Source organism: Devosia sp., assembly GCF_041917035.1.
Taxonomy (GTDB): Bacteria; Pseudomonadota; Alphaproteobacteria; order Rhizobiales; family Devosiaceae; genus Devosia_A.
The window spans coordinates 1-12,769 of the sequence record NZ_JAYRYM010000105.1 but is presented as its reverse complement, the minus strand read 5'-3'; the positions used below and the strand labels follow the sequence as shown (position 1 = coordinate 12,769).

Sequence of the window (12,769 nt, the reverse complement as noted above, 5' to 3'; positions counted from 1 at the left end):
GCGTAAGGAAAACAACCGTCAGGCGCCGGGCAGCGCCGACGGACGGGCAAGGCCGACGCCACCTTGCCTCCAGGAGGACTAACCCCATGCTCAGCAGCTTCAACCGGACCGTTCGCGGTCTCGTCCTAGCGGGCGCCGCCGTGGCGGCCGCAGCCTTTGCCGGCCCCGCCCTCGCCCAGTCGAAGGTGGCCGTGATCACCCCCTACCTGGCCCAGCCAGGGACCCAGTTCTACGTCGAGGCCTTCCAGGCGGTCGCCAAGGAAAAAGGCTGGGACGTCAACGTCATCGACACCTCCGGCGACGTCGCCGCGGTGATCAGCCGCATCGAGGACGTGGTCAACCAGGGCGTCGACGCCATCGTCATCAACGTCGACCCGGCCCAGGTCACCGCCGGCCTGCAGGCGGCCAAGAACGCCAATATCCCGGTGGTCGGCATGGATGCCGGCAGCGATCCGCTGCTCGCCACCAACGTCACCTCCGATGGTGTGGCCATGGCGGAGACGACCGCCAGCTACGTGGTCGACCGCATCGGTGCCAAGGGCAATGTGGTGATGTTCGTCTTCGACGCCTTCCCGCCGGTGCAGATCCGCGGCGCCAAGGCCGACGAGATCTTCGCCGCCAATGCCGACATCAAGGTGCTCGACCGCATCACTCCGGACGTCTCGGACGGCGGCATCGCCGACTCGCGCGCCAAGATGGAAGCCGTGCTCGCCGCCAACCCGGCGCCCGGCAGCATCAGCGCCGTGTGGGCGGCCTGGGACCAGCCGGCGCTTGGCGCGCTGCAGGCCATCGAGGCCGCCGGCCGCCAGGGCGAGGGCATCGTCATCACCGGTATCGACGCCAACCCGCAGGCTCGTGAGGAAGTCGCCAAGGGCGGCAATTTCGAAGCGACCGTCGCGCAGGACTTCACCGGCATCGGCACCGCCGCCGCCGAGGCGGTGGCCAAGCTCCTCGCCGGTGAGGCGATCGCCGACCCGGTGATTTTCGTCCCCACCAAGCTGGTGACGAAAGAGAACGCAGCCAACTGATCATGCCGAGGGGACCGGGCGTGGGAAGCCCCATGCCCGGTCCCGTCCGATGAGCCGATGGCCATGACGCTTCTCTCCCTCAGCCATGTCGCCAAGGCCTATGCAGGTGTTCCGGCCCTGCGCGACGTGAACCTGACGCTCGCTGCGGGCGAAATCCACGCACTGATGGGTGAGAACGGCGCCGGCAAGTCGACGCTGATCCGCATCCTCGCCGGCGTCATCCAGCCCGACCGGGCAACGATCGAGATGGACGGCAGGCCCATCGCCTTCGACAGCCCGGGAGCGGCGCACCGGCTGGGGCTGCGCTTCATCCACCAGGAACTCAACACCGTCCCGGCCCTGTCGGTGGCCGAGAACATCTTCGTCGGCCGCCGCTATCCGACCCGGGCCGGATTGTTCGTCGACTGGACGCGGCTGCATGCCACGGCCCGGGCGGCGCTCGACCGGCTCGGCATCACCCATATCGACACCCGCCGCAAGATGGGCGGCCTGTCGATCGGCGACCAGATGCTGGTGCGCATCTCGAGCGCCTTTCTCGGCGAGGCCGGCGCACCCGCCCGCCTCTATATCATGGACGAGCCGACGGCGGCGCTGACGCGCGAGGAATCGGAGCGGCTGTTCCGCGTGCTGCGCGAGATCCGCGCCGGCGGCGGCGCCGTGCTCTACGTGTCGCACCGCATCGACGAAGTGATGGCGCTGTGCGACCGGGCGACGGTGCCGCGCGACGGCACCACCATCGACACCGGCCGGCTCGCCGAGATCACCCATGACGACCTCGTGGCACTAATGATCGGCCGCAAGGTCGAGGAGGCCTACCCGCCGCCATCCGCCAGTCCGTCGGGCGACGTGGCGCTGGCCGCGCAGGGGATCGGCAACGGCGCCCTCGCGGCCGCAACGCTGAAGGTCAACAAGGGCGAGATCCTCGGCATCGCCGGCCTCTCCGGCTCGGGGCAGCGCGAACTGCTGCGCACCCTGTTCGGCGACCTGCCGCTACGGCGCGGGACGCTCGAACTCGAAGGCCGGCCCTATCGCCCGAACAGTCCCGCCGACGCCTGGCGCGCCGGCCTCGCCTACGTGCCGCGCGAGCGCCGCTCCGAGGGGCTGGTGCTGAGCCGGCCGATCTTCGAGAACGTCACCCTCGCCCACCTGGCCGACCGAAGCCTTGGCGGCACCTTCCTCCGGCCCAGCGCCGAGCGGGCCTTCGCCGCCCGCCTCGGCAGCGACGTGCGCCTGCGGGCCACCGGTCCCGGCCAGTTGGCCATGCAACTGAGCGGCGGCAACCAGCAGAAGGTGGTATTCGCCCGGGCGCTGAGCGGCCAACCGCGCGTACTGCTGCTCGACGAGCCGACCCGCGGCGTCGACATCGGCGCCAAGTTCGACATCTATTCGATCATCCGCGAGATGACGGCGGGCGGCATGGCGGTGATCCTCGTGTCATCGGACCTTCCCGAACTGATCGGCATGTGCGATCGGATCGCCATCATGCGGGAGGGCAGAATGACCGGCACGGTTTCGGCGCGAGGCCTCAACGAGGAGACGCTGCTCAACCTGTGCTACGGGCGCGGCGCGGAGGCCGCGGCATGAATGCCCTCGCCCTGCTGCGCCGCTACGGCACCCTGATCGGCTTCGTCCTCATCCTCGCGGTGTTCTGGGTCAGCCTGCCCGAAACCTTCATGACGGCCCGCAACTGGCTCAACATCAGCCAGCAGCTGTCGATGCTGATGGTGGTGGCGGCCGGCATGACCATCGTCATGGCGATGGGCGATTTCGACCTCAGCGTCGGCTCGGCGGCGAGCCTCGCCGGCATCGTCGCCGGGGCCCTGTTCATTGGCGGCTCCCCGCCGGCCGTGGCCGTCGGCGCGGCACTGGCGATCGGGCTGGCCGGCGGCGCCATCAACGGCGTCCTCGTCAGCGTGATCGGCATCCTGCCCTTCATCGCCACCCTCGCCACCCTCACCATCTATTCCGGGCTCGCCTTCGTGATCAGCGGGGGCAAGACCATTTCCGGCAAGTCGATCCCCGAGAGCTTCGGCAACTTCGCCCGCGAGGGCCTGCCGCTCGGCGAGATCGGCGGCGTGGCGCTGATGCTGCCCAACCTGACCATCGTTGCCGTTGCCGTGGTCTTCCTCGTCTGGGTGCTGCTCGAGCAGACCACCTTCGGACGGCGCCTCTATGCCATCGGCGGCAATATCGAGGCCGCTTACCTGAGCGGCGTGCCGGTGCGCCGGCTGAAGCTCGCCGCCTTCGCGCTGACCGGCCTCGGCGCCGCCGGGGCCGGGCTGATGTATGCAAGCCGCGTCGCCTCGGCCAACCCGACCCAGGGCAGCGGACTGATGCTCAATGCCATCGCCGCGGTGTTCCTCGGCATGACGATGAGCGAGCAGGGCGAACCGCGCATCCTCGCCACCGTCATCGGCGTGCTGATCCTGGGGGTGCTCGACAACGGCCTGACCCAGCTCAGCGTCGACAGCTACATCCGGCAGATCCTCGTCGGCGCCATCATCGTGCTTGCCGTATCCGCCGGCGCCCTGAGCAAGCGCGGCCGGCGCTGACTCAGCGCGCCGGCCCGAGAGCCGCCGTGAGTTCTGGCAGCAGCGTGAAGATGTCGCCGACCAGCCCGTAGTTCGCCACCTGGAAGATCGGTGCCGACGGGTCGGAATTGATGGCGACGATCACCTTGGCATCCTTCATGCCGGCGAGGTGCTGGATGGCGCCCGAGATGCCGCAGGCGATGTAGAGATCGGGCGCGACGATCTTGCCGGTCTGGCCGACCTGCAGCTCGTTGGCCGCATAGCCGGCGTCCACTGCCGCCCGGCTGGCGCCGATCGCGGCGTTGAGCGCCACGGCCAGCGGGGTCAGCAGCGCATCGAACTGCTCCTTGCTGCCGAAGGCGCGGCCACCCGAAACGACGATCCGCGCCGCCGTCAGCTCGGGTCGGTCCGAGACGACACTGCGATCCTCGATCAGGCGGACCAGCCCCGGATCGCCGGCCGCCCCTACGGCGACGATCTCCGCGGCGCTGCCGGCCGGGGCCGCCGCGAAGGCACTGGCGCGGACGGTGATCACCTGCTTTGCGTCATCCGAGCGCACGATCTCGACGGCATTGCCGGCATAGATCGGGCGGCGGAAGGTCTGCGGACCCTCGACAGCGATGATATCGGAGACCTGCATGACGTCGAGCAGGGCGGCAACGCGCGGCAGCACATCCTTGCCGGTGCTGGTCGCGGCGGCGACGATGGCATGGTAGCCGGCGGCGAGATCGACGAGGAGCGCCGCAAGCGGCTCGGCGAGGCCGGCGCCATAGCACGCCTCCTCGGCAAGCAGCACGCGCTCGACGCCCGCGAGCCCGGCCGCAGCGGAGGCGACGCTGCCGCAGCCCGTGCCGGCGACCAGCACGTGCACCGGCCGACCCAGCGCGAGCGCGGCGGTCAGCGCCTGGGCGGTCTGCGGATCGAGGGTGGTGTTGTCGTGTTCGGCGAGGAGGAGCGTGGTCATCAGATCACCTTGGCTTCGTGCCGGAGCTTGTCGACCAGTTCGGCGACCGTGGCCACGGTCACCCCAGCCTGCCGCTGCAGCGGTTCCTCGGTCCGCAGTACGGTGAGGCGCGGCGTCAGGTCGAGCCCGAGCTCGGCGGCGCTCAGCCTCGCGAGCGGCTTGCTGCGCGCCTTCATGATGGCCGGGAGCGCCGCAAAGCGCGGCGTGTTGAGCCTGAGGTCGACGGTCACCACGGCGGGCCGGGTCAGCTCAACCACCCTGAGGCCGCCATCGACCTCGCGCGTGACGCGCATCGTCTCGCCGGCGATCTCGATGCCGCTCGCGAAAGTCGCCTGGCCGCGGCCCATCAGCGCGGCCAGCATCTGGCCGGTCTGGTTGGCATCGTCGTCGATCGCCTGCTTGCCGAGCAGGACCAGATCGGCCGCCTCGCGCTCGACCAGCGCCCGCAGCACCTTGGCGACGCCGAGCGACTCCGCGCGCCCCTCGTGCTGGACGAGGATCGCCCGATCAACCCCGAGGGCAAGGGCCTGGCGCAGCGTGTCCTCGGCCTTGGCCGGACCGACCGAGACGGCGACGACTTCGCTTGCAGCGCCCGCCTCCTTGAGGCGCACGGCCTGTTCGACGGCGATCTCGTCGAACGGGTTCATCGCCATCTTGACGTTGTCGAGTTCGACGCCCGAGCCGTCGCGCTTGACGCGGATGCGGAAATTGGCGTCGACGACGCGCTTGACTGCGACCAGTATCTTCATGGCCCACGTTCCTTTCAGTGCGGCCCCGCCGCGACGGCGGCCACGTGCCCGGCAAAGCCGGGTGTCGCCATCAGGGCCCGGCAGCGGCCGAAGCGGTTGCTGGCATAAGCCCAGAAATCGTCGGCGGGATTGCCGTTGGCATGCTGAATCAGACCCCACAATGTCCAGAGCAGATCGCACATTGCCTTGTAGATGACCATCCGCCCGCGCTCGTCCGGACGCGGTTCGGTGCCGAAATAGCCCAAGAGCAGTTCCTCGTCCTGACCGGCATCGAAGCCGCCCTCGACCGAGAGGTCGCCCAGGTCCCACATCGGATCGTTCATGCCGGAATATTCCCAGTCGACGATCCACATGCGCTGCCCGGTATCGAGCAGGTTCTCGCACAGGGGATCGCAGTGGCAGGCCACGAGCGGCAGCGGATGCGCGGCGAGCGCGGCACGCACCGCCTCGGCCTCGCCGAGCACGTCGTGATAGCCGTCGGGCAGCTCCACCGTGCGGGTCGAGAGGAGCCGGAGGTAGTCGTCGATCATGGCGAACAGCTCGAAGCGGAAGTCGAACCGGGCACCCGAGCCGTGCAGCCGGCGAAAGGCCTCGCCCGCCCGGCGGGGCGCCCCCCGGCGCGCGCGGAACAGGTCCGGCGACATCGTCTCGACGCCATCGAGGAACGCCGTGACCAGCACGCCGCTCGCCGGATCGGCGAACAGCACCTCTGGGCTGACCCCGGCCCGGGCTGCTTCCCGCGCCGCCTGCGCCTCGTTGGCCCGGTTGATGTACTCTTCCGTTCCCTTGCCCGGAAGGCGGAGGCACAAGGTCCGGGGGCCGCCCACCCGGAAGACCCGGTTGGTGAGCCCGCCGAGCCGCGCGATGGCGGCATCCTGCCAGCCGGCATAGGCGGGAATGGCGAGAAGCGCGCGGCGCGCGTCGTCGATGTCGCTCATGCCTTGAGCCGCTCCATCTTCGCATCGTAGAGGACGCGCGGCCCGCGTGTCGCCGCATGCGCCCGGCCGAAGGCCTCGATGAGGTAGTCCCGCCGGTCGCCCTGGGCCACCGGCAGGTAGCCGAAGCCGATCGACTTGCCCAGGTGATGGCCGAAGCCGGCACTCGACAGCGACCCCACCACCTTGCCGTCGGCAATCACCGGCTCGCCGCCATGCAGCGGCACAAACCCCTCGAGGGTGAAGGTGACCAGCCGCCGCGACGGCCCGGCGGCCTTGAGCGCGGCGAGCGCCTCCCGGCCGGAGAACTCGGGCTTGCCCAGATCGACGGCAAAGCCGAGGCCCGCCTCGTACGGGTTGGTGTCGGGGGTGATGTCCCCCGACCAGTAGAGATAGCCCTTTTCGAGCCGGCAGCTCTCGATCGCCCGGTAGCCCGCATTGGCGATGCCATGAGGCTCGCCCGCCGCCCACAGCGTCTCGTAGACATGGGCGGCGAACTCCTGCGGAACATAGAGCTCGTAGCCCAGTTCGCCGACATAGCCGATGCGGACCGCCAGGGCGCGGGCCCAGCCGATCTCGATCTCGCGCGCGGCGAGGAACGGATGGGCGGCGTTCGACAGATCGCTGTCGGACACCGACTGCAGCACCTCGCGCGCCTTCGGCCCGCAGATGTTGATGGTGGCGTACTGGCCGGTGACGTCGCGCATCTGGACCCCCGGCGGCAGCTGCGCCCGGATCCAGGCGCCGTCGCGAATGCCGAAGCCCGAGCCGGTGACGACGAGGAAGCGCTCCGGCGCGGCGTGGACGATGGTCAGGTCGGCCTCGATGGTACCGCGCCCATTGCACAGCTGGGTATAGACGGCACTGCCGGGCGCCTCCGGCACCTTGTTGGCCGCGATCCTGTCGAGGGCCGCCAGGGCGCCGGGGCCGGTGACCTCGAACTTGACGAACGAGGTCTGGTCGATGAGCGCCACGCGGTTGCGGATCGCCTCGACCTCGCGCGCGACGGCGCCGAACCAGTTCGGCCGCTGCTCGAAGCTGGGCGCGTCATGGCGATCCTCGCCCGGAGCGGCGAACCAGTTCGGCCTCTCCCAGCCGAATTTCTGCCCGTTGACGGCACCCATGGCGGTGAGGCGGTCATGGAGCGGCGAACGCCGCAGCGGCCGCGCCGAGTGCTGCTCCTCATTGGGCCAGTGGATCTTGTAGTAGGCGCCGTAGGCCTCTATGGCGCGCTCCTCCAGATACCGCCCCTGGGCCTGCACCGGCCCGAAGCGGCGGACGTCGAACTGCCACAGGTCCATGCCCGGATCACCCTCGACGATCCAGTTGGCCAGCGCCTCGCCGGCCCCGCCCGAGGCGGCGATGCCGGCAGTGAAGCCGCAGGCGAGGTAGAAATTGTCGAGTTCCGGCGCCCGCCCGATGATCGGTTCGCCATCGGCGGAGACCGGAATCGGGCCGTTGATCACCGTCTGGATGCCGGTCTTGTCGAGCACCGGCAGGCGTTCGCTGGCAAGCCCGGCGAACAGCGCCAGGCGATCGTAGTTGGCGTCGAACAGCTCGCGCCCGAACTCGAGAGGCGGCAGGCCGCGCCAGCAGCCCCGGGTCCCCTCCTCCCAGCCGCCGATGGCGAAACTGCCGGTATCGGGCTTGAGGTAGAAGTTCTTGTCCGGATCGCGCAGCGTGGTCAGGTTGTCGGGCAGCTCGAGCGTCTTCTCGGTGAGGAAATACTGGTGCTCGACCACGCCCGCCGCGATGGCGACGCCCGCCATCTCGCCCACACGTTTGGCCCACAGCCCGGCGCAGTTGACGAGGATGTCGCAGCCGATGGTGCCGTGATCGGTGACCACCCCGACGGCCTGCCGGCCGGCCGTGATGATGTCGGTGACGGTGACCCCCTCCTCGATCTCAACGCCGCCGGCGCGAGCCGCCCGCGCATAAGCCTGGGTCAGCCCGTAGGGATCGACATAGCCATCCCCGGCAATGTAGGCGGCGCCCTCGACGCCATCGGTGGTGATGAAGGGGAACAGGGCCTTTGCCTCGTCGGCCGAGAGCGCGTCGCACTCGACCCCGAAGCTCTTGGCCTGCGTCATCGAGCGGCGGATCTCGCTCCAGCGATCCGGCGACGAGGCGAGGCGAAGCGAGCCGACCTTGTGCCACTGGATGGCATTGCCGGTCTCGGCCGCCAGCCGGTCGAACACCGCCACCGAGGCCTGCATCAGCCGGGTCAGGTTGCGCTTGCCGCGCAATTGCCCGACGAGCCCCGCCGCATGCCAGGTGCAGCCCTCGGTGAGGCGGCGCTTCTCGAGCAGCAGCACGTCGCGCTCGCCCTTGCGGCTGAGCGCGTAGGCCACCGAGCAGCCGATGGCGCCGCCACCGATGATGACGATGCGGGCGTGACGATCGACGGGGATGCTCATGACTTCACCCGGGCGCTGCTGGGATCATAGAGCGGCTCGAGCGTCAGCTGCGCCGCCACCGTCTCGCCGGCGACAACGAGTTCGTAGCGACCCGAGCGGACCCACTCGTCGCTGATGCCGTCGGGCTTGCGCAGATAGCCCAGCCCGATCGGCCGGCCGATGGTGTAGCCATAGCCCCCCGAGGTCAGGTAGCCGGCGAACTGGCCGTCGCGCAGGATGGTCTCGCGGCCAAGCAGCACGACATCCTCGCGCTCGGTGGTGAAGGTGGCGAGCACTTTCTTCTGCGGCTTGTTCGAGGCGGCCTCGAGCGCCGCCCGGCCCATGAAGGGCGTCTCCTTCTTGAGCTTGACCGCCCAGCCGAGGCCGGCCTCGAGCGGGGTATCGTTCGGGGTGATGTCGGAGCCCCAGGCGCGATAGCCCTTCTCGAGCCGCAGGGCCTCGAGGGCGCGGTAGCCGACCGGCTTCAGCCCATGCGGCGCCCCGGCGGCCATCAGCGCGTCGAACACCTCGCCGGTCTTGCCCAGCGGGATGTGGAGCTCCCAGCCCAGTTCGCCCACGTAGGTGACCCGCAGCGCCCGCACCTCGGCCCCGGCGATCGGCAGGATGCGGACGTGGCCGAACGGGAAGGCGGCATTGGAGACATCGGCGCTGGTCACCGCGGCGAGCACGTCGCGCGCCAGCGGCCCCATCAGCGACAGCGTGCCGAACTGCTCGGTGACATCGGTGAGCGTAGCGTCGAGCCCGGCCGGGACATGGTCCCTGATCCAGGCGAAGTCGTGGGTGCGGAAGCCGGTGCCGGTGACGATGTAGAACCGGTCCTCGGCGATGCGGGCGACGGTCAGATCGCATTCGATGCCGCCGCGGCTGTTGAGCATCTGCGTGTAGGTGAGCCGCCCCACCGGCTTGTCGACACTGTTGGCTCCGATCCAGCCGAGCGCGGTCACCGCGTCGGCACCGCTCAGTTCGTACTTGGCGAAGGACGACTGGTCGAACAGCCCGACCTTTTCGCGCACCAGCCGGTGCTCCTCGCCGACCGGACCGAACCAGTTCTGACGGCCCATCGAATAGCGATCCTCGGGCACGACCCCCTCGGGCGCGAACCAGTTCGGCCGTTCCCAGCCGAGCTTGGAGCCGAACACCGCGCCATGCGCCTTGAGCCGCTCGTAGAGCGGGGAGACGATCCGGTTGCGGCCCGAGGTATACTCCTCGTGTGGGAAGACGATAGTGTAGTGCTTGCCATAGGCCTCGAGCGTGCGCTCCTTCACCCAGTCGCGGTCGCGATGCATCTGGGCGAAGCGGCGGATATCGACGACCCACAGGTCCATCGGCGCTTCCCCGGTGGCGGCCCACGCGGCCAGCACCCAGCCGGCGCCGCCGCCCGAGGCGATGCCGAAGGCATTGAAGCCGGCGCCGACGAACATGTTGCTGCACTCGGGCGCCACCCCGAGGATGAAGTTGCCGTCGGGCGTGAAACTCTCGGGCCCGTTGATCATCTGGCGCACGCCGGTGGTCTCGAGCGCCGGCACGCGGGCGATGGCCTGCGTCAGGTGCTGCTCGAAATGCTCCCAGTCGTCGTCGAAGAGGCGGAACTGGAAATCGTCGGGGACGTCGCCGGTGGTCCAGGCGATCGGGTTGCGCTCGTAGCCGCCCATGACGAGGCCGCCCACTTCCTCCTTGAAGTAGGTGAACCGGTCCGGATCGCGCAGCGTCGGCGCGTCGGAGGCGAGGCCCTCGATCCGTTCGGTGACGATGTACTGGTGCTTGACCGGTTGCAGCGGCACGTTGATGCCGGCCATGGCGCCGACCTGCCGGGCCCACTGGCCGGCGCAGTTGACGACGGTCTCGCAGCGCACCGTGCCCGCGGTGGTCTTCACCGCGACGATGCGGCTACCTTCCATCTCGAAGCCGGTGACCCGCACCCCTTCGAAGAACCGCGCCCCCGCCATGCGCGCACCCTTGGCGAGCGACTGCGTGATGTCGGAGGGCGAGGCCTGCCCGTCGGTCGGCAGCCAGGAGGCGCCGACAAGGTCGCCGACCTCCATCAGCGGCCACATGCGCTTGACCTCGGCGGGCGAGACCAGCTCCATCTCCATGCCGAAGCTGCGTGCCGTGGTGGCGAGGCGGCGATACTCGGTCCAGCGATCCTGGTTGGTGGCGAGGCGCAGGCAGCCGGTCATCTTCCAGCCGGTGGCGAGCCCGGTCTCGGCCTCGAGTCGCTTGTAGAGTTCGACCGAGTACTTGAGCACCTGCGTGATCGAGGCCGAGGAGCGCAATTGCCCCACCAGCCCCGCCGCATGCCAGGTCGAGCCGGAGGTGACCTTGCCCTGCTCGAGCACGATGACGTCGGCCTTGTGGTCGCGCGCCAGGTGGTAGGCGGTGGAGCAGCCGATAATGCCGCCACCGATGACGACGAACTGGGCGTGGCTGGGAAGAGTCATTGTCGTTCAGGCCTCTGTGGTCGCGGCGCGATAGGCGGCGAGCGCTGCATCGAAACGGTCGAAGTTCTGGCGGGCATAGGCGTCGTAGTCGGCGCCGGGGGCACTGAGGTACATTTCGGAGACCAGCGCCCACAGCGCCTCGCGCAGCAGCGACGCGCACTGCATGGCGAGGTGGCTGTGCCGCAGGCCCCGGCCGGCCGGTCCGAAATACGCATCGAGCAGCGCCTGCGACTGGCGGGCATCGCACCCGGCATTCGAGGCGAGCCCGGCGAGATCGAACATGGCGGTGTTGAACCCGGCATACTCGAAATCGATCAGCCACAGGCGCCGGCCATCGTCGATGAGATTGGCCGGCAGCAGGTCGTTGTGGCCGAAGACGATCGGCAGCGGCACCTGCGCCGCCTCGAGCTCGGCCGCCGTCGCGAGCAGCTCGGGCAGGCGCTGCGCCAGCGGATTGGTGCTGCCGGCCAGCGTGTGGGCATAGTCGCGGATGACGTGGAACACCCAGAACATGAAGCCCGATCCGGTGACGACGGCCGGCATCTCGCGGTGGAAACGGCCGACCAGCCCCGCGATCCGCTCGATGTTGTCGCGCACCTCGGCTTCGCCGAACACCCGCCCCTCGATGAAGCGCGACACCATCAGGCCGGTCTCGGCGTAGACCACCTCCGGAGCGAAGCCGGCGGCGTGCGCCGCCCGCGCGGTCATCAGTTCGCGCTGCCGCGACACGTGGTGGAACGGATAGTCGGTACCGGCGCGGGCGACGTAGCGGTCCGTCCCGTCGGTGACGGCGAAGCTCGCGTTGGAGAGCCCCCCGACCAGCGGCTCGATCCGGGGCCGCCCCTGCCAGCACGGCAGCGCGGCGATGCGGGCCTCGAGCGCGCTCACCGGAGCCCCAGCCTCGCCTTCGTCCGCCGGGCCCCGGCCGAGATCAGCCGGTCGGCGATGATGGCGATGAAGGCGACGGCGAGCCCGGCGACGATGCCGCGCCCGGTATCGGCCTTGGCGAGCGCGATATAGACCTCCTGGCCGAGATCGCGGGTGCCGACCAGGGCGGTGATCACCAGCATGGAGAGGGCCAGCATGATGGTCTGGTTGAGGCCCAGCATGATCTCGGGAAAAGCCAGCCGGAGCTTGATCTTGGTGAGCAGTTGCCAGCGTGTCGTGCCGGCGGCCCGACCGGCCTCGATCAGCGCCGGATCGACCTGCATCAACCCGTGCGCGGTGTAGCGGATGGCCGGCGCCAGCGCATAGAGCACGACCGCGAGGATGGCGGTGAAGTCGCCGACCCGGAACAGCATCACCACCGGCATCAGGTAGACGAAGGAGGGCAGCGTCTGCAGCGTATCGATCACGGCCTGCACCGCCGGCCACAAACGCCGCTTCTCGGCCGCGAGGATGCCGATCGGGATGCCGATCAGTGCCGCCGCGACCACCGCGATGCCGCACAGGTAGACCGTGGTCATCGCCTTTTCCCACTGCCCGGTGGCCGCGATGAGCGTGCCGAGTCCGCCGGTCAGCAGCATCAGCCGCCAGCCCCCGAGCTGCAGGCCGGCAAGCGCGATCAGCCCGACGACCCCCAGCCAGGGCAGCGACAGCAGCAGGCGCTTGAACGGGATCAGCAGGTTGAGCAGGAGGAAATCCTTGAAGGCCTCGAGCTGGGTGAAGAAGTTGACGTTGATCCACTCGATGACCTCGGCCCAGAAG

Annotated in this window: 10 protein-coding genes; 3 read left to right on the top strand and 7 right to left on the bottom strand. The window is 69.5% G+C overall.

Annotated features, from left to right (window positions below):
- Positions 1-86: 86 nt before the first annotated feature.
- The 3 genes from ACE3TU_RS12150 to ACE3TU_RS12140 all read left to right on the top strand — a co-directional run bounded on the left by ACE3TU_RS12150 (position 87) and on the right by ACE3TU_RS12140 (position 3,580).
- On the top strand, positions 87-1,028 hold the full coding sequence (locus tag ACE3TU_RS12150; protein ID WP_374624500.1) for a substrate-binding domain-containing protein: 942 nt from the start codon (positions 87-89) through the stop codon (positions 1,026-1,028).
- A 63-nt stretch (positions 1,029-1,091) separates the two neighbouring features.
- Positions 1,092-2,612, top strand: coding sequence for a sugar ABC transporter ATP-binding protein (locus ACE3TU_RS12145; protein WP_374624499.1), 1,521 nt, complete (start codon positions 1,092-1,094; stop codon positions 2,610-2,612).
- The gene (locus tag ACE3TU_RS12140) at positions 2,609-3,580 is read left to right on the top strand and encodes an ABC transporter permease (protein WP_374624498.1); all 972 of its coding nucleotides are present in this window, start codon (positions 2,609-2,611) and stop codon (positions 3,578-3,580) included. Before ACE3TU_RS12145 ends, ACE3TU_RS12140 begins: the two co-directional genes overlap by 4 nt.
- A 1-nt stretch (position 3,581) precedes the next feature.
- Here ACE3TU_RS12140 and ACE3TU_RS12135 read toward each other — a convergent pair whose 3' ends face one another.
- The 7 genes from ACE3TU_RS12135 to ACE3TU_RS12105 all read right to left on the bottom strand — a co-directional run.
- On the bottom strand, positions 3,582-4,523 hold the full coding sequence (locus ACE3TU_RS12135; RefSeq protein ID WP_374624497.1) for an electron transfer flavoprotein subunit alpha/FixB family protein: 942 nt from the start codon (positions 4,521-4,523) through the stop codon (positions 3,582-3,584).
- A complete protein-coding gene (locus ACE3TU_RS12130; protein WP_374624496.1) occupies positions 4,523-5,272 on the bottom strand; it encodes an electron transfer flavoprotein subunit beta/FixA family protein in 750 nt (249 codons plus the stop codon). The genes ACE3TU_RS12135 and ACE3TU_RS12130 overlap by 1 nt, the downstream gene beginning before the upstream one ends.
- Before the next feature lie 14 nt (positions 5,273-5,286).
- On the bottom strand, positions 5,287-6,210 hold the full coding sequence (locus tag ACE3TU_RS12125; RefSeq protein ID WP_374624495.1) for a phosphotransferase: 924 nt from the start codon (positions 6,208-6,210) through the stop codon (positions 5,287-5,289).
- Positions 6,207-8,624, bottom strand: a complete 2,418-nt coding sequence (locus ACE3TU_RS12120) for an FAD-dependent oxidoreductase (protein WP_374624494.1) — start codon at positions 8,622-8,624, stop codon at positions 6,207-6,209. Before ACE3TU_RS12120 ends, ACE3TU_RS12125 begins: the two co-directional genes overlap by 4 nt.
- Complete coding sequence (locus tag ACE3TU_RS12115; RefSeq protein WP_374624493.1) at positions 8,621-11,062, bottom strand: FAD-dependent oxidoreductase; 2,442 nt, start codon at positions 11,060-11,062, stop codon at positions 8,621-8,623. Before ACE3TU_RS12115 ends, ACE3TU_RS12120 begins: the two co-directional genes overlap by 4 nt.
- A 6-nt stretch (positions 11,063-11,068) precedes the next feature.
- The gene (locus tag ACE3TU_RS12110; RefSeq protein ID WP_374624492.1) at positions 11,069-11,950 is read right to left on the bottom strand and encodes a phosphotransferase; all 882 of its coding nucleotides are present in this window, start codon (positions 11,948-11,950) and stop codon (positions 11,069-11,071) included.
- Positions 11,947-12,769 (bottom strand): ABC transporter permease (locus ACE3TU_RS12105; RefSeq protein WP_374624491.1); only part of this gene is annotated, 823 nt, incomplete at its 5' end. The genes ACE3TU_RS12110 and ACE3TU_RS12105, both read right to left, overlap by 4 nt.